We start from the raw sequence: 16,617 nt of genomic DNA, 5'->3' as shown, positions 1-16,617 counted from the left end.
ACGGTATCTTGCTTGCGGACGGACGGCAACGCGAGCGGAACGGGGAGGCCGATGGCCCGGCTCACGAGGGCGGAGACGCAGCGCCGCAACCGGGCGCGCGTCCTGGAGGCGGCCCGGGAGGAGTTCGCCGAGCGCGGCTACCGCGACGCCAAGATCGACGCCATCGCGGAGCGGGCCGAGCTCACCCGGGGCGCGGTCTACTCCAACTTCCCCGGCAAGCGGGCGCTGTACTTCGCCGTGCTGGCCGACCTCGCCGACCGCGAGCCCGCGCCGCCGCCCGGCCCCGGCGGCACGGCCGGCGACGCGCTCGCCGCGTTCGCCCGGGCCTGGGTCGCCCGGCTGCCGCTGGCCACCGACCAGCGCCACGGCGCGGCCCGGCTCGGCATGGACGTGCTCCCCGAGATCATCGCAGACGAGCGGCTCCGCAAGCCGTTCGCGCAGCTGATGAAGCTGGAGGCCGTCCTGCTCGGGCTCTGCCTGGAACGCCTTGGGCCGCCCGTCCCGCAGCACCTCCCCGGCGGCAGGATGGTGCGGACGGCCGAGACCGCGCTCACCACCCTGCAGGGCGCCGCCCAGCTGGCCGCGGCCGCGCCCGGCTTCGTCGAGCCGTTCGACATCGTCGGCGCCTGCCGGCGGCTCGCCGACCTGGAGACCGACGACCGCTGGCCGGTGCCGCCGATCGTCGCCAGAACCCGCCCGGCCGCCGACCCGTGGTCACCGCCGCCGCCCGCGACCGACGCCTTCCGCGGCGATCCGGTGCCGTTCACCGGCGACGGGGTGGTCGCGGTGCTGGGCCTGCACCGGCTGGCCGCCGCCGAGGAGGCCGTGCGGGCCGCGCCGCCGGGGGCCGAGGTCACCGCCGTCCTGGTCACCGGCGCCCCGGACGAGCTGGCACCGCTGGTCCGGCTCGTCCTGGCCGAAATGCGGGTGTGCCTGCGCCAGGCCGTGCCGGAGGAGGCGTGGCCGCGCCTGCGGATCGTCGTGGACGAGACGGGCGCGACGGCGGCCGCGGCCGGGGTGACGGCCGTCAGCGACGCCACCGAGACCGCGGTGCGGATCGAGTCGGGCCGGATCGTCGCCCGCGCCGAGGGCTTCGGCGCCTGCCACGCCGCCGCGACCTGGGGCCGCGAGGCCGCCGACAGGACCGCGGCCGGCCGGGAAAGCCGCTGACCCGCCCGCGATGAGTTTCGCCGGCCCGTCCGGTCCACCCCTGTGACATCGTTCCACCCGAGCGGGAGAAGAGGCAGGCCATGGGACGGCAGGAGACCAGCGGCACCGAGCTGGACAAGCGATTCACCGCGACCTTGGTCACCAGCCCGAACGAGGGCGGCTGGACCTACGTCGTGATGCCCGGGTCCGCCGAGTACTTCGGGACGCGGGGGCTGGTCAAGGTCCGCGGGACCATCGACGGGCATCCGTTCCGGAGTTCGTTCATGGCGCTGGGCGACGGCACGCACAAGCTGCCGGTCAAGGCCGACGTGCGCCGGGCGATCGGCAAGGGCACCGGTGACACCGTCACCGTCCACCTCTTGGAACGGCTGAGCTAGGCGCGGTGGATGCGGATGTCGCCGTAGGAGGTGCGGGCCCGGATCTCGACGGTCTCCTCCGACCCGCCCGGGCCTTCGGCGGCCTCCAGGCGCGAGGTCACCCTGCCGTACGCCGACACCGCGTCCACCCAGGCCGCGGTGCCCTCGCGGACGCCGACCTCCAGATCGCCGCCGGCGGTCTCCAGCAGGATCGACCCGCGGACCACCTCCCCGATCCTGATCCGGCCGTAGGCGGTCCTGGCGGAGAGGCCCGCCAGGGCGCGGTCGACGGAGAAGTCGCCGTAGGCGGTCTGGAGCCGCAGGTCGCCGCCGGCCGTGCCGACCGTGACCCCGCCGTTGGACGACTTGACCACCGCCGTCCCGTCGATCTCGCCGATCCGGACGTCGCCGTTGGCGGTGGTCACCTCGGACGGGCCGCCCAGCGCGTCGGCCGTGATGTGGCCGGAGGAGGTGTCGAGCCTGGACGCGCCGAGGCGGCCCTGGCAGCGCAGGTCCGCCATCCCGGCCCTGATGTCGACGCGCGAGCCGGACGGGAGCCGGACGGTGACGTCGACCGACCCGCCCGTCCCGAAGAACCGCCAGGCCCGTGTCTTGGGGGAGCGGATCGACAGCGCGCCGCCGGTGAACTCGACCCGGGTCTGCGCGGCGGCGTCCACGTCGGTGTCGCGGCCCCCGTCGGAGGGGCGCACCTCGACGACCGTGTCGGCGCGGTCGCCGGCCTCGATGATGACGTCACCGGCCGTGAGCTGGACGGAGGCGAGGATCGGCGCGGGGGTGGCGAAGACCGGCACTAGCGCACCCAGCCGGTGTAGCGCTGCCCGCCGAGGGGGCCGCTCGTGTGGCCCGAGCCCGAGCCGGTGCCGGGCGGGCGGCGCCGGTCGCGGTCCCGGCCCGCCGGTTCGAGCGCGGCGGTGACCGCCCGGACGAGCCAGGCGTTCACCGACAGCCCCTCCCGGCCCGCCGCCTCCTCGATCCGCGGCTTGAGATGGTCGGGGACGCGCAGGGTGATGCGCGAGGTGCCGCCGTCGTCGGCCTCCGGGGCGGGTGGGGGAGCGGCGGCCGGGGGCGGCTCGGCGGCCGCGCCGGCGGCGTCCTCGCCGCCGGCCGCCGGGCCGGCCGGCGGTGGCGTCACGACGAAGCCGGGGTCGAGCCCGCGCAGCCGGACCTCGACCGAGCCGGGCGCCAGCTCCCGGGTGATCTCGTCCGTGGCGTCGGACAGCGCCTTGAGCAGCGCCAGCCGGGCCGCCGACTCCAGCGTCGCGGTCAGCCGCCCGGCGAGGTCGCGGACGTCCTGCCCCCCGGCCGCCGCGGCGGTCTCGAGCTCCCGGCGCAGATGGTCGACATACGGCGTGAGATCCATGACGTCATTATGGCGTCAACCCCCGGGTCAGCGCGTCGCGGGCTCGGGGAGGCGCAGCGCCTTCCGCACGAACCGCTCGATGGTCTCCCAGGTCGGCGGGGGCGCGTCCGCGACGACCCCGTCCCGGCCGTCCTCGGTCCACCGGACGGTCTGCCCCGCGGCCCGCGCCGGGTCGGTGACGTAGGGGTGCTCGTGCCCGACCCCGGGGAGGGAGTGGAACGTGGCGCGCCCGCCCGCCCTCCTGACCGCCTCGAACAGCAGGGCGCTCTGGTTCTCCGGCACGAGCGGGTCGGCCTGCCCGTGCAGGAGCAGTAGCGGGGGCGTGCCGCGCGCCGCGTACCGGGTCGGATCGGCGCGCCGCACCTCGTCCGGGTGCTCCTGGACGGGAGCGCCGACCAGCCGCGACTCCGGCGAGCGTGGGTCGTTGTGGCCGTCGGTGGTGCGCATCATGGCGTTGAACCGCTCGCGTGCGCCGGGCGGCATGTGCTCGTCCATGCGGAGGAAGTCGGTGGGGCCGTAGAAGTCGACCGCGGCCTGGACGCGGCTGGAGGGGCCTCGCACCCCGACCTCGCCCTCCAGTTCGGGCATGCCGGAGGTGACGGCCGCCATCGCCGCGACCCAGCCGCCCGAGGAGTTCCCCATGATGGCGAAGCGCTCCGGGTCGAGGCCGAAGCGGTCCGCGCCCGCGCGCAGGAAGCGGACGGCCGCCTTCACGTCGTGCAGCTGCGCCGGGAACCGCGCCTGCGAGCTGGAGCGGACGCTGACCCCGGCGACCGCGAACCCGGCCGCGGTGAAGTGGCGGGCGGCCTCCTCCGCCCCGGCCTTGCCGTCGTCGCTCAGCCACGCCGACCCCGACGACCAGATCACCAGGGGCCGCGGCGCCCCGGGAACGGCCCGCTCCTCCGGGAGATAGAGGTCCAGCAGGTGGCCGCGGCCGCCCGCGGGATCCGCCTCCGCGTACGCCACATCCTTGATCACGCGCGCTCCTCCGCCCGGCCCGCGCCCGGCGGCGCGTCCGCGGCCGGGCATCCACGCGAACCTCCCATGACGGCGGCCCTCCGGCCCGGCCGCCTTCCGCCCAGCGGAAGGCTCGCGCGGAGACCGTCGCTCCCTGCGCGCCACTAGCATGAGCGGTTCCGTCCATCCGGGCATTGGCGACAACCCGAAGGAACGTGATGATCTGGTCGATGTCGATGAGCACGCGCTGGGCCGAGGTCGACTGCGACTTCGGCGTCTGGCTGCTGCTGCCCCGCGAGATCCCCCCGGACCTGTGGCCGGACGACCTGTCCTGGGCGATGGACCAGGCGCAGGCCGTCTGGGACGACTCCGGGCTGCGCCACCGCCGCAGGGACGTCAAGAACCTGGTCACGCTCCTGCTGAACTACCGCTCCTTCATGGCCGGGCGGGCGTGGAGCCACATGGCCTACCTGCACATGCCCGACCCGCGGATGGAGCCGCTGGCCGCGTCCGTGAGCGTGTGGCGCGCCCAGGGCGAACGCGACGACGCGCTGCGCTTCTACACCGGCGCAGACCTCCCCGGCACGGACGGGCCGCCGGAGGTTGCGGAGTTCCCCACCGAACACCTGGGCGCGGGGCTCCGGGCCATGTCGCGGCCCGCGACGCTGCGGCCGTCGGCCGACGCGGAGGAGGCGTCCGCCACCGTGCTGAGCTACGCCTGGCGGGTGGAGGACGACACCGACGTGAGCCTGTTCCTGCTGTCGCCCGACGCCGCCCGCCTGCGCGAGGCCGTCCCGGACGTGGACGCCTTCGCCCGGGGCATCCGCGTCGTCCCGGATCCGGAGGGGGAGGGCGCCGCCGACGAGGAGGAGGACGAGGTCCTCATCGAGGCGCCCTCCTACCTGCACGTGCTCGACCGCATGGAAGAGCTCACCGGCGAGGGCTGACGCCCGCGGTCAGCAGGTCATCGTCCAGGAGCATTCGAGTTCGGGACCGCTCGACGGCGCCCGGCGCGGGGTGACGGTCCGCTCGGCGGCCTCGGGCCCGCCCGCCAGCCGGACGGCGAACCTGTCCTCGATGTCCTTGGGCGCGGCACCGCCCGAGTAGCCGTTGAGCACGAGCGAGAAGATCAGCCGCCGTCCCGACGGGTCGCGCACGTAGCCCGACAGCGCCGTCACGCCCGTCAGCGTTCCGGTCTTGGCGCGCACGTTGCCGGCCGCCGGGGTGCCCGCCATCCGCTTGGCCAGCGTTCCGCCGACCATCGGATCCGGGTCGCCCGCGACCGGCAGCGCCCGGTGCCAGGCGGGGAACCAGTCCTTGGACCGCGCGTTCGCCAGGAGGGCGGCGATGTCGCGGGGCGTGGTCCGGTTGGAGCGGGAGAGGCCGGAGCCGTCGGTCAAGTCCGTCCGCGCGGGGGAGACGCCCTGGCCGGCCAGGTACTTCTCGATGACCGGGAGCCCGGCCCGCCAGCTTCCCTCGCCCTTGGCCTTGCGGCCGATCGCCTTCACCAGGATCTCGGCGATGACGTTGTTGCTCAGCTTGAGGAACGGGGCCGTCAGCTGCGAGAGCGGCATCGAGTCGCGGGCGGCCAGCGCGGCGGCGCCGCGCGGCGTCCGACCGCGCGAGGTCGTGCCCGCGACGCTGACGCCGTGCCTGCGCAGCGCGTCGCGGAACACGTCGGCCGCGTACAGGGCGGGCTCCTCGACCGTGCGCAGCAGCTCGGCGGGAGCGCCGCCGCTCGGGTGCGAGCCGGTCACCACGATGGTGTTGGCCCCGGCGGGGCGGTCGACCGTCAGCGTGGAGGGGGAGCCCGCGGCGCCGGTCGTGGCCCGGTTGTCCACCTTCACCACGCCGGTGGGCGGGTCCAGCGCCACCGTGACCGGCCTGCCCGCGGCGCCCGGCGCGACCGTCACCTTGACCGAGCCGGCGTTGAAGCGGTCGTCGGGCGAGATGGTCAGCGCGGAGATCTGGGCGGCGTAGGCGTAGGGGAAGTCCCCGGGCTCCCAGCCGGGCGCGGTGCGCTGGGAGTCGAACCAGGCGTCGTCGGCGACGAGGTCGCCGGTGACCCGGGTCACGCCGCGTCCGGCGACGCGGGCGGCCAGCCGGTCGTAGTCGGCGGCGCGCATGGTGGCGTCGCCGGTGCCCTTGAGGTAGAGGTCCCCCTTGATCGTGGAACCGGCCTTCTTGGACGCGTACACCCCGGTGCGGAACCGGTAGCCCGGCCCCAGCAGCGCGAGCGCCGCGGCGGAGGTGTGGAGCTTCTGGTTGGACGCGGGCATCAGCGGCGCCGCGGCGTCCCGCTCGTACCGGACCTCGCCGGTCCGCACGTCCCGCACCAGGGCGCCGACGCCGGCGCCCTTGAGCCGCTCGTCGGCCAGGATGGCGTCCAGGTCCGCCTTCAGATCGCCCGCCCGCGCGGCGGTGGGCTCGGCCACTGTGGAATCGGCGCTGGAGGCGAACGCGGTCACCGCGACCACCGCCGAGGCCACCAGGGTCGCGAGCGCACCGCCCGCCGAACGACGCAGCATCATGGCCCAAGACTGTAGAGGCGTGTGTTGCCCCGGGGAGGGAGGAGACGCGAAGAGTCCGCGCCTCGTTACGGCTTTCTCACTTCGCCCGGACCCTGCCCGATCCCCGCGCCCTGGCAAGGTTGGTGTGGAAATCTGGTGCGGCCCGGCCGCGGCGCCGGGCCACGGGCGCGTCCCCCCACGCGCGCCCGACCCCCTCGCTCCCCTGCTGGAGGTCACCGTGACCAGCGACGACGAGCCGCGGGCGGACATCGACGCCACCGTCCCTCAGTCGGCCCGCATCTGGAACTACTGGCTCGGCGGCCGGAACAACTACGCCGTCGACCGCGCCGCCGGCGACGAGGTCCTGCGCGTCTACCCGGAGATGCCCGACGCGGCTCGCGCCGCCCGCCACTTCATCGCCCGCGTCGTCCGCCATCTGGTGGGCGGCGCCGGTATCCGGCAGTTCCTGGACGTCGGCACCGGCCTGCCCACCGTCGACAACACCCATGAGATCGCGCAGCGCGAGGCGGCCGACTGCAAGATCGTCTACGTCGACAACGACCCCCTGGTGCTGGCGCACGCCCGCGCCCTGCTGACCAGCTCGCCCGAGGGCGCCACCGTCTACGTCGACGCCGACCTGCACGACCCCCGCACGATCCTGCGCGAGGCCGGGCGGACGCTCGACCTCGGCCGCCCCACCGCGCTGATGCTGATGGGCATCCTCGGGCACATCGACTACGGCACCGCGCGGGCGATCGTCCCGGAGCTGATGGCGGGGCTCCCCTCCGGCAGCCATCTGGCGATCTACGACTTCACCGACACCAGCGCGGGGGTCAAGGAGGCCGAGCGCCTCTACGAGGAGAGCGGCACGCTGCCCTACCATCCGCGCCCGCTGGAGCAGATCGCCGGGCTCTTCGAGGGCCTGGAACTCCTGTCCCCCGGTGTGGTGGAGGTGTCCCGGTGGCGGCCCGACCCCTCGCCGTTCCCTCGGGTCGAGGTGGACGTGGCCGGAGGCGTCGCCCGCAAGCCCTGACGCCCGCGCCGGCGGCCTCAGCGGCGGGCGTGCGCGGCGTCCAGCGGCAGGCCGGCCCACCGGCAGACGCCCCGCGTGAGCACCTCGGCCGCCTCGTCGAACAGCACGACGCGACCGCGTGCCGTCCCATCAGCCGGGTGCGGACGAGCGGGCCCTCGGCGTCGCGCCACCGGTCGGGCAGCCAGGAGTACCCCTCGCTCAGGAGGGCGAGCGTGCTGTCGGTCACCGGTCGTCTCCGAAAGTCCATTGGCCGCGCATGCCCTCGCCGCCGACGCGCAAACGCGGGCCCCGTCGTGCGGCTACGGCGTGGCGAGCGTGCCGAGGAACTCGCGGACGGCGCCGGCGAACGCCACCGGGTCGTCGTCGTGCGGCCAGTGCCCGCAGCCGGGAAGCTCGCGCAGGACGGTGCCGGGCCGCCGCCCGGCCATCTCCCGGACCATCGACGTGGGCAGCACGAAGCTGTCGGGCCCGTGCACGAGCAGGGCGGGGCAGGTGGAGCCGAGCCAGTCGGGCCACCAGTCGCCGACCAGCGCCTCCTGCGACTCCACCATGGCGTCGTGGTCGAACAGGAACCCCCAGCCGTCGTCGCGTTCGACGGCGCTCTCCAGGAAGTAGCCCGCGTCGGGGATGCCGTGGGCCTCGACCTGGCGGCGCAGCTCGTCCAGGGTGGGGGCGCGGCGGGGCCAGGGGCGGACGTCCAGGACCGGGTGGGGGATCTCGGGGCGCCGGTTGAGCGCGCCGCCCTCCTCGTTCACCAGGGCCCGGACGAGAGCGGGGTGGCGTGCCGCGAGCCGGAAGCCGAGGACGCCGCCCATGGAGTGCCCGACGACGACAACCGGGCCCAGGCCGAGCCCGCGGACGAACGCGGCGACGTCCTCCAAATAGTCGTCGGGAGCGTAGCCGTCGGCGTGGTTGCTGTGCCCGTGCCCGCGCAACTCGAGCGCGATGACGCGGTGGGCGGGGGCGAGCGCGGCGGCCAGCGGCGCGAACATCCGGGCCCGCCCGAAGTGGCCGTGCAGGGCCAGGACGGGCGTCCCCGTCCCGCCGAAGTCGATGTAGGCCAGGCGCAGCCCGCGCACATCGGCGTGGGATTCAACGGTCATCGTCGTTCCTTCCTTTCCCGGGTGGGATCGCGGTGATGGCGGCGGCGGCGAGCGCGACGGCGGCGGCGACCAGCGCGGCACGGCCGAACCCCTCGGTGAACGCCTCGCGCGCGGTGGCGGCGAGCCGTTCGCCGGCGGGCCCGCCCAGTGCCCGCGCCGCCGCCGTGACGCCCGAGATCGACTCGCTGGGGGAGGCGTGCGCGCCGGGCGGCAGCGCGCGTGTCACCGGCTCCAGGCGGCGGGCCAGATGCCCGGCCAGGACGCTGCCGAGGACGGCGACGCCAAGGCTGCCGCCGAGTTTGAAGGCGGTCTCGTTCAGCGCGGCGGCGGAGCCGGCGCGGTCCCCGGCAGCCGCGGCCATGACGGCGGTGCTCGCCGTGGTGACGGTCGCGGCGTTGCCCGCCGCGAGCAGGGCGAGCGCCACCAGCAGCGGCCCATCCTGGCCGGAGCGCGCGGCGGCGGACGCCAGCGCGAGGCCGAGGGCGGTGACGGCCAGGCCGCCCGCCATCGTCCGGCGGAGGCCGAACCGGGCGGCCAGGCGCGGGGTGAGCGGGACCATGCCGAGCTGCCCGCCGGCGAGCGGCAGGAGCAGCAGCGCGGTCGCGGACGGCGAGTGGCCGCGCACGTCCTGGAAGTACTGCGTGACCAGGAACAGCGTGCCCATCAGGCAGAAGAACCCGGTGGCGGCGGCGGTCAGGGCGGTCCAGGCCGGTGGTGCCGCGCGCTCGCCGGCCGGGGGCCGTTCCAGCAGCGGCTGCGCGGCGGTCCGCCGCCGCAGCGCGAACCCGGCGAGCAGCGCCGCGCCCGCGATACCGGCGGCCGGGGGCGGGACGGCGGCGGGCGGCCCGTGCCCCGGCGCCTCGATGACGGCGTAGACCAGGGCCACGAAGCCGCCGGAGAGCAGCAGCGTGCCGGGAACGTCCAGCGGGCGCGGCGCCCCGGCCCGGGAGGCGGGGACGACGAGCGCGACGGCGGTGGCGGCGCCCGCCACGGCCGCGACGTTGGCCAGGAACAGCGAGCGCCACCCGGCGTGCTCGACCAGCAGCCCGCCGGTCAGCGGGCCCAGCACCACGCCGAGGCTCGCCACCCCCGCCCACGCGGCCATGGCCCGGGGCAGCGCGTCGCGCGGGAACACCTCCCGCACGATCGACAGCGTGGCCGGCATGATCATCGCGTTGCCCGCGCCGAGCAGCGCGCGGGCGGCGACGAGCTGGCCCGGCGACCGGGAGAGGGCGGCCAGCAGCGAGGCCGCGGCGAACACCGCCAGCCCGCCGAGCAGGATCCGGCGGCGCCCGTACCGGTCGGCCAGCGCGCCCATCGCCATCAGCAGCGACGCCAGCGCCAGCACGGTGGACTCGGTGATCCACTGCAGCTGGCCGGTGGTGGCGCGCAGGTCGCGGGCGATGGCGGGCAGCGCCACGGTCACCGCCATCACGCTGACGCTCATGACCAGCAGCGCGGCGCAGAGCGCGGCCAGGATCGCGCGGCGGCGCGGATGGCCCGCGGAAAGGTCGGGGGAGGGCATGGCGGATTACCATAACGACTGTTTTGCGATTTGCATAACGGTCGTCATGTTCTTAGGGTGGGCCCGTCCCGACGACCGTGAGGAGGGCCGCCATGGCCAGGCCCGCGGACCCCGCGCGGCGCACCGAGCTGCTCGACGCGATCGTCGACTACCTCGCCGAGAACGGCATCGCCCAGCTGTCCCTGCGCCCTCTCGCCAAGGCCCTCGGGCACAGCACCTACGTGCTCACCCACCACTTCTCGACCAAGGACGACCTCATCACCGCCGTCCTCGCCCACATCGACCGGAGGCAGAAGGGCAGGCTGCGCGCGCTGCCCGGATGGGACGAGGGCCGCGGCCTGGGCGCGGTGATCCGGGCCTCCTGGGAGTGGCACCTCGCCGAGGACCTGCCGCTGACCCGGCTGCTGCACGAGATCGAGGGGCTGTCGGCCGCCGGGCGGCTCAGCGGGCCGTACGTGCCCACGATGCTGGGCGACCGCGCAGGGTTCGTGGCCGAGGCGCTGCGCGACCACGGCGTCCCCGAGGAGGTGGCCCGCCGGAACGCCACCCTCCTCAACGCCGCCTACGCCGGGCTGCAGATCGACTACCTCACCACCGGCGACCGCGAACGCGTGGAGGAGGCCCTGGACGACCTCGTCGCGCTCGCCGACGCCTGGACACGCGGAGGCGAACCGGCGGATCCGCCCGGCTGAACCGGCGCCCGGGGGTCAGCCGATCAGGTTCAGTCGGCGGCCCGCGGCGGCGAAGGCGTCCAGGATCCGCTCCACCTGCGCGCCGGTGTGGCTCGCCGTGACGGCGACGCGGATCAGGGCGTGCCCCTCCGGCACCCCTGGAGGGATCATCGCGTTGGTGAACACGCCCTCCTCGAACAGCTCCCGCCACAGCCGCAGGCACGCGAAGGTCTCGCCCACGTGCACCGGGATCGTCGGGGTGCCGTCCCGGCCCGCGGCGAACCCGAGCGCGGCCAGCTCCGAGCCCACCCGCTCGGCGGTCGCCAGCACGCGCCGGCGGCGCCCGGGCTCGGTGCGGATGATGTCCAGCGCGGCCAGCGCCGCGGCGGCGGACGGCGCGGGCAGCGACGCCGAGAAGATCGCCGCGCGGGAGTGGTGCCGCAGGTAGCGGATGACCGGCTCGGGCCCGGTCACCGCGCCGCCGACCGTCCCGAAGCACTTGGAGAAGGTCAGGGTGTGCAGGTCGACCGCCGACCCCTGCCCGTAGTGCTCGGCGGCGCCGCGCCCGCCGGGGCCGAGCACGCCGATGTCGTGCGCCCCGTCCAGGACGACCCGCGCGCCGTGCTGCGCGGCGAGCTTGCTGATTCCGGGCAGGTCGCACAGGTCACCGGTGGTGGAGAACATGCCCTCGGTGAGGATGATGAGCCCGGCCCCGGGGTCGGCGGCCTCCAGCAGCCGGCCCAGATGCCCCATGTCGTTGTGGCGGAACCGGCGCAGCCGGGCCTGCCCGAGCCGGGCCGCGTCGATCAGCGAGGCGTGGATGTACCGGTCGGCCAGCAGCGCGTCGCGCGGGCCCAGCAGCGGGCAGAGCGCCAGGTTGGCCTGGAAGCCGGTCGGGGTCACCAGCGCCGCCTCGTGCCCGAGGAACGCGGCGAGCTCCGCCTCGAGCTCCTCGTGCAGCGCGAGCGTGCCGTTGGTCAGCCGCGAGCCCGACGTCCCCGTGCCGAACCGGCCCAGCGCCTCGGCCGCCGCCGCCGTCGTGCGCGGGTCGGTGGAGAGGGCCAGATAGTCGTTGGAGCCCGCCATCAGCATCGGCCGCCCGCCGATGCGGACCTCGTTCGGACCGGCGCGCTCGTCGATCCGGTGGTAGTACGGATTGAGGCCCATGCCGGTGACGATGTCGTACTCGCGCCAGGAATGGCACTTGTCGAAGGCGTCCACCACGTTGCCGCGTCCCCTCTCCCGTGACCACGCACTGTGATCGGCCGAATCTGGATGATCTCCGAGCGGCCGGGGCGGGGCGAGCGTCCCTCCTGGTGGTTGCGTTCTATTGATCGACTTTTGGTCGACGGTGCGCGACGGAGAGTGATCATGTCGCACATACTCGTGTGCATGTCGTACGACGTCCGGCCAGGCACGGCGGACCGGCCCCCGGCCCCGCCCGAGGGCCGGCCGGCGGCCCGGACGGTGGACGCGCCCGCGGCCCGCCCGGTCCGCACCCGGCGGGACCGGCGCCGGTTCGTGGAGCTGCCCTACCGGCTGCACGCCGGCGACCCCGCCTTCGTGCCGCCGCTCCGCCGCGACTGCCGGCGCCTGCTCGACCGCCGCCGCAACCCCTTCTTCGACTACGGCGAGGTGGAGCTGTTCACCGTCGAGGCGCGGGGACGCGTCGCGGGACGGATCGCGGCGGTCCACAACCCGCGCCACAACGAGGTCCACCGCGCCCGCGACGGCTTCTTCGGCCTGTTCGAATGCGCCGACGACCCCGCCGTGGCGGGCGAGCTGTTCGACGCCGCCGCCCAGTGGCTGCGCGGGCGCGGCCTGCGCACGATGCTCGGCCCGGTCGGCTTCACGATGAACGACGAGTGCGGCCTGCTCGTGGACGGCTTCGGCACCCCGCCGCGCGTCCTGATGCCCTACAACCCCGACCACTACCCGGCGCTGCTGGAGCGGTGCGGTCTGGAGAAGGCCAAGGACCTGTGGACGTGGGAGCGCGACAGCGTCCCGCTCGACCCGCGGATGGTCCGCATCGCCGAGCACGTTCAGCGGCGCAACGGGCTCTCCGCCCGTCCCGTGAACCTGCGCGACTTCGACGCCGAGCTGGCCCGCATCAAGCGGGTCTACGACTCGGCGTGGCAGGACAACTGGGGCTTCGTCCCGATGACCGACGCCGAGATCGACGCGCTGGCGCGGCGCCTGCGGCGGATCGTCGACCCCGGCCTCGTGCAGCTGGTGGAGGCCGGCGGCGAGCCCGTCGCGGTCGGCCTCGGGCTGCCCGATCTCAACCAGGCGCTGCCCGCCGCGCGGGGCAGGCTCGCCACGTTCGGCGTCCCGATCGGGGCGGCCCGGCTGGCCCTGGCCGCGCGGCGCGTCGACCGGGTGCGCGGGATGCTGTTCGGCGTCGTCGCCGAGTACCGCCGCCGCGGCCTGGAGGCCCTGCTCTACACCCGGCTGTGGGAGGCGGTCGCCGCCGGCGGCTACACGGGCGGCAGCATCGAGATGGGCTGGACGCTGGAGGACAACCAGCCGATCGCCCAGAGCATGCGGGCCGTCGGATGCGAGCACGCCAAGACCTACCGCATCTACCGGCGGGACCTGTGAAGGGCGACGAACGGTTCCGGCGCGCCCGTCTGGTCCTGTGGCTGGCGGCCGCGGGGTTCCTGGCGGCGCTGGTCGCGGGCCACGACGTCCACGACCGGCTGACCCCGGGCGGCACCACCGCCATCGGGGCGGAGTCGGAGCGGTCGCGCGAACTGCTGGAGAGCGACTTCCACGCGGGCGATCCGGACCTGGTCCTCGTCGCCCGCTCCCAGGTCCCGGTGGACGATCCGCGCGCCGCCGAGGCCGGACGGAGCCTGACGGCACGGCTCGCCCGAACACCCGGGGTCGTCCACGCGATCTCCTACTGGGACGCGCGGGCGCCGTCCCTGCGCGGCCGGGACGGGCGCGCCGCGCTGCTCCTGGTGCGCCTGCAGGGCGACGACATGCGCCGCATCGCCGCCGCCCGGCGCGTGGTCCCGCGGGTCTCCGGCCGCACCGGCCCGCTGACCGTCACCGCGACCGGAAAGGCCCAGGTCAGGGCCGAGACCCAGGACCGCAGCGAGCGCGACCTGCGGCGCGCCGAGCTGGTCGTCGCCCCGCTGACCCTGGCGATCCTGCTGGTGGTCTTCGGCGGCCTCACCGCCGCCGTGCTGCCCCTGCTGGTCGGGGCGCTCGCCGTCACCGGCACCATGGCGGTGCTGCGGCTGCTCAGCGCGTTCACCGAGGTGTCGGTGTTCGCGATGAGCATCGCCAGCGCGCTGGGCTTCGCGCTCGCGCTCGACTTCAGCCTGTTCATCGTCACCCGCTTCCGCGAGGAGCTCGCGGCGGGGTTCGGGACGCGCGCGGCGATCACCGTCACCATGCGCACCACCGGGCGGGCCATGGCCTACTCGGCCGTCACCGTGTCCCTGTCGCTGGCCGCGCTGCTGCTGTTCCCGTTCACGATCCTGCGGTCGATCGCCTACGGCGGCATCGCCGTCACGGTGCTGGCCGCCGTGGGCAGCCTCGTCGTGCTGCCCGCCGTCCTGGTGCTTCTGGGCGAGCGCGTCAACGGACTGGCGATCCCCGGGCCGTGGCGCGCCGGGCGCCCGGCCCGTCCAGACGCCGCGCCCGGTCCCTGGTTCCGGATCGCCACGGCCGTGATGCGGCGCCCGCTGAGCGTGGCGATCCCCACCGCGCTGCTCCTGCTCGCCCTCGGCTCGCCGTTCCTGGACGTCCGGTTCGGCACCTTCGACGACCGGCTGCTGCCCCCCGAGGCCCCGGCCGCGCAGGCCGCCAACCAGCTGCGCCGCGACTTCGACGCGCGCGACAGCGTCGCCGCCACCACCGTGGTCCTGCCGGAGGAGCGCGTGGCGCCGGACGATCCCGTCGCGGCCGCGCGTCTGGACGGCTACGCGCGGCGCCTGTCGTCCGTGGCCGGCGTCGTCCGCGTGGACGCCGCCACCGGGTCGTACGCGCGCGGCGCCCGCGCCGGGGACGCGCCGCCGGGTGCCGCCGCGCGGTTCGTCCGGCCCGGCGCGCCCGGGACCTGGCTGGCCGTGTCCACCGCCCACGAGCCCTACTCGGTGGAGAACGGCGAGCTGGCCGAACGCGTCCGCGGCCTGCCCGCCCCCGGCCGGGCGCTGGTCGGCGGGCCGGGCGCCGAGCTGGCCGACGTCCGCGCGGGCATCGCCGTCACCCTGCCCGCCGTGCTGGGCCTGATCGCGCTCACCACCTTCCTGCTGATCAGCGCGCTGACCGGGAGCATGGTGCTGGGCGCCAAGGCGCTGCTGATGAACGCGCTGAGCCTGGGCGCGACCTTCGGCGTGCTCGTCCACATCTTCCAGGAGGGCCATCTGCGCTGGCTGGTCGGCGGCTTCTCCGTCTCCGGCAGCACCGACGCGCTGGTCCCCGCGCTGCTGTTCTGCGTCGCCTTCGGGCTGTCGATGGACTACGAGATCTTCCTGCTGTCGCGGATCGTCGAGGAGCACCGCCGGACCGGCGACACCCGCCTGGCCGTCGCCACCGGCCTGGAGCGCACCGGCCGGCTGTTCACCTCGGCCGCCGTGATCTTCGCCGTGGTGATGGCCGCGCTGGCCACCTCGGGCCTGGCGCTGCTGAAGATGATCGGGGTCGGGCTCGCCCTGGCCGTGCTGCTGGACGCCACGCTCGTCCGCGGCCTGCTGGTGCCCGCCGTCATGCGGCTCGCGGGCCGCGCCAACTGGTGGACGCCGTGGCCGCGGGGCCGCGCGTTCCGGCGGTACCGCGTGCCGCCGCCGCGCGTCCCGGAACCCGGCGCGACGAGAGAGCGGGTGCCCTCATGAGCGGAGAGTTCTCGGTCAGGCGGGCGCACGCCCTGGTGGGCGACCTGTTCACCCCGCGCCCGGCCGTCTACTGGGCCGACCTGGCCGCCTCCTTCACCGTGAGCGCCGCGGCGTTCTGGGCGGCCCGCCCCGCCGGGTACGCGACGCCGGCCGGGGCGCTGCTGTTCGCGGTCTCGACGCTGGCCGCCTACCGGTGCGCCGCGTTCATCCACGAACTCGCGCACCTGCGCGGGAGACAGGCGCTGCGCCGGTTCCGGCGGGGCTGGAACCTGCTGGTGGGGATCCCGTTCATGATGCCGGCGTTCATGTTCGACGCCCACGTCAAACACCACAGCGTGCGCTCCTACGGCACCCGCGACGATCCCGAGTACCGGCCGCTGGACAGGCTGTCGAGGGGCCGGGCGCTGGCGTTCCTGGGCTCCTCCTTCGTGCTGCCGCTCCTGGCGCCGGTCAGGTTCGGGCTGCTCACCCCCGTGGCGCTGGTCAACGCGCGGCTGCGCCGCCACCTGTACACGCACTTCACGACGCTGAAGATCGACCTCGACTACGTGGGCGGCGTCCCGGCCGACCGCCGCCAGGCACGCGCGTGGCTCGTCCAGGAACTGGCCTGCGCGCTCTGGGCCGCCGTCGCCGCGGCGCTCCTGCTCACCGGCGCGATCCCGGTGGAACGCGCCGTCCAGGCGTACGCGGTCTACAGCGCCCTGCTGCTGGTCAACGCGGTCCGCACGCTCGTCTCCCACCGCTGGAACGGCGACGAGGAGCCGATGGACCTGGTCGACCAGATGATGGACAGCATCAACCACCCGCGCCGCCCCCTGCTGACCGAACTCTGGGCGCCGCTGGGGCTGCGGCTGCACGCCCTCCACCACCTCTTCCCGGGCATGCCGTACCACGCCCTCCCCGAGGCGCACCGCCGCCTCAGCGCCGCGCTCCCGCCCGGCTCGGCCTACCACCGGACCGCCAGCGACGGCCTGCCCGCGTCCGTCGCCGCCCTCTGGAACGGCACCGGACGCCGCCCGGACGCCCCGCCGCGGGCCGGCGAACCCCTCACCACCCCCTGACCAGGC

15 protein-coding genes are annotated in these 16,617 nt (G+C 75.4%); 8 read left to right on the top strand and 7 right to left on the bottom strand.

Annotated features, from left to right (window positions below):
• Positions 1-51: 51 nt before the first annotated feature.
• Positions 52-1,170, top strand: a complete 1,119-nt coding sequence (locus tag ACZ466_RS01705; RefSeq protein ID WP_378285471.1) for a TetR/AcrR family transcriptional regulator — start codon at positions 52-54, stop codon at positions 1,168-1,170.
• A gap of 80 nt (positions 1,171-1,250) precedes the next feature.
• Positions 1,251-1,547, top strand: a complete 297-nt coding sequence (locus ACZ466_RS01700) for a DUF1905 domain-containing protein (RefSeq protein ID WP_378285470.1) — start codon at positions 1,251-1,253, stop codon at positions 1,545-1,547.
• On the opposite strand, the gene ACZ466_RS01695 is transcribed toward ACZ466_RS01700, so the two are convergent.
• The 3 genes from ACZ466_RS01695 to ACZ466_RS01685 are packed head-to-tail and all read right to left on the bottom strand — an operon-like array spanning position 1,544 to position 3,885.
• Positions 1,544-2,338, bottom strand: coding sequence for a DUF4097 family beta strand repeat-containing protein (locus ACZ466_RS01695; RefSeq protein ID WP_378285469.1), 795 nt, complete (start codon positions 2,336-2,338; stop codon positions 1,544-1,546). The two genes, ACZ466_RS01700 and ACZ466_RS01695, sit on opposite strands and share 4 nt — an antisense overlap.
• Positions 2,338-2,907 carry a hypothetical protein gene (locus ACZ466_RS01690; RefSeq protein WP_464042703.1) on the bottom strand — a complete coding sequence of 190 codons (570 nt, stop codon included), beginning with the start codon at positions 2,905-2,907 and terminating at the stop codon, positions 2,338-2,340. The genes ACZ466_RS01695 and ACZ466_RS01690 overlap by 1 nt, the downstream gene beginning before the upstream one ends.
• A 27-nt stretch (positions 2,908-2,934) precedes the next feature.
• Positions 2,935-3,885, bottom strand: coding sequence for an alpha/beta fold hydrolase (locus ACZ466_RS01685; RefSeq protein ID WP_378285467.1), 951 nt, complete (start codon positions 3,883-3,885; stop codon positions 2,935-2,937).
• A gap of 209 nt (positions 3,886-4,094) precedes the next feature.
• Here ACZ466_RS01685 and ACZ466_RS01680 point away from each other — a divergent pair, with 209 nt between their 5' ends.
• Positions 4,095-4,811 (top strand): hypothetical protein, encoded by a 717-nt coding sequence (locus ACZ466_RS01680; RefSeq protein WP_378285466.1) that lies wholly within the window; start codon positions 4,095-4,097, stop codon positions 4,809-4,811.
• Between the two features lie 9 nt (positions 4,812-4,820).
• On the opposite strand, the gene dacB is transcribed toward ACZ466_RS01680, so the two are convergent.
• The gene (gene dacB / locus ACZ466_RS01675; protein ID WP_378285465.1) at positions 4,821-6,395 is read right to left on the bottom strand and encodes a D-alanyl-D-alanine carboxypeptidase/D-alanyl-D-alanine endopeptidase; all 1,575 of its coding nucleotides are present in this window, start codon (positions 6,393-6,395) and stop codon (positions 4,821-4,823) included.
• A gap of 217 nt (positions 6,396-6,612) precedes the next feature.
• Between dacB and ACZ466_RS01670 the strand changes: the two genes are divergently transcribed.
• Entirely contained in the window at positions 6,613-7,407 is a 795-nt protein-coding gene (locus ACZ466_RS01670; protein ID WP_378285464.1) for an SAM-dependent methyltransferase, read from the top strand.
• Between the two features lie 299 nt (positions 7,408-7,706).
• On the opposite strand, the gene ACZ466_RS01665 is transcribed toward ACZ466_RS01670, so the two are convergent.
• Together ACZ466_RS01665 and ACZ466_RS01660 are read right to left on the bottom strand one after the other, a co-directional pair.
• On the bottom strand, positions 7,707-8,510 hold the full coding sequence (locus ACZ466_RS01665; RefSeq protein WP_378285463.1) for an alpha/beta fold hydrolase: 804 nt from the start codon (positions 8,508-8,510) through the stop codon (positions 7,707-7,709).
• The gene (locus ACZ466_RS01660) at positions 8,500-10,035 is read right to left on the bottom strand and encodes an MFS transporter (RefSeq protein WP_464042700.1); all 1,536 of its coding nucleotides are present in this window, start codon (positions 10,033-10,035) and stop codon (positions 8,500-8,502) included. The genes ACZ466_RS01665 and ACZ466_RS01660 overlap by 11 nt, the downstream gene beginning before the upstream one ends.
• Before the next feature lie 92 nt (positions 10,036-10,127).
• Here ACZ466_RS01660 and ACZ466_RS01655 point away from each other — a divergent pair, with 92 nt between their 5' ends.
• The gene (locus ACZ466_RS01655) at positions 10,128-10,727 is read left to right on the top strand and encodes a TetR/AcrR family transcriptional regulator (RefSeq protein WP_378285461.1); all 600 of its coding nucleotides are present in this window, start codon (positions 10,128-10,130) and stop codon (positions 10,725-10,727) included.
• A gap of 15 nt (positions 10,728-10,742) precedes the next feature.
• Here ACZ466_RS01655 and ACZ466_RS01650 read toward each other — a convergent pair whose 3' ends face one another.
• Positions 10,743-11,930, bottom strand: a complete 1,188-nt coding sequence (locus tag ACZ466_RS01650) for an aminotransferase class I/II-fold pyridoxal phosphate-dependent enzyme (protein ID WP_378285460.1) — start codon at positions 11,928-11,930, stop codon at positions 10,743-10,745.
• Between the two features lie 147 nt (positions 11,931-12,077).
• On the opposite strand from ACZ466_RS01650, the gene ACZ466_RS01645 reads away from it, so the two are divergent.
• Genes ACZ466_RS01645 through ACZ466_RS01635 form a run of 3 tightly spaced genes read left to right on the top strand, consistent with a single transcriptional unit; the run spans position 12,078 to position 16,611 of the window.
• Positions 12,078-13,307 carry a hypothetical protein gene (locus tag ACZ466_RS01645; protein WP_378285459.1) on the top strand — a complete coding sequence of 410 codons (1,230 nt, stop codon included), beginning with the start codon at positions 12,078-12,080 and terminating at the stop codon, positions 13,305-13,307.
• Positions 13,304-15,550, top strand: coding sequence for an MMPL family transporter (locus ACZ466_RS01640; RefSeq protein ID WP_378285458.1), 2,247 nt, complete (start codon positions 13,304-13,306; stop codon positions 15,548-15,550). Before ACZ466_RS01645 ends, ACZ466_RS01640 begins: the two co-directional genes overlap by 4 nt.
• Positions 15,547-16,611, top strand: a complete 1,065-nt coding sequence (locus ACZ466_RS01635) for a fatty acid desaturase family protein (RefSeq protein WP_378285457.1) — start codon at positions 15,547-15,549, stop codon at positions 16,609-16,611. Before ACZ466_RS01640 ends, ACZ466_RS01635 begins: the two co-directional genes overlap by 4 nt.
• Positions 16,612-16,617 lie beyond the last annotated feature (6 nt).

It is taken from the genome of Actinomadura rugatobispora, assembly GCF_055379765.1.
The sequence above is the reverse complement of the archived record's forward strand: the minus strand, read 5'-3'. Positions and strand labels throughout refer to the sequence as shown.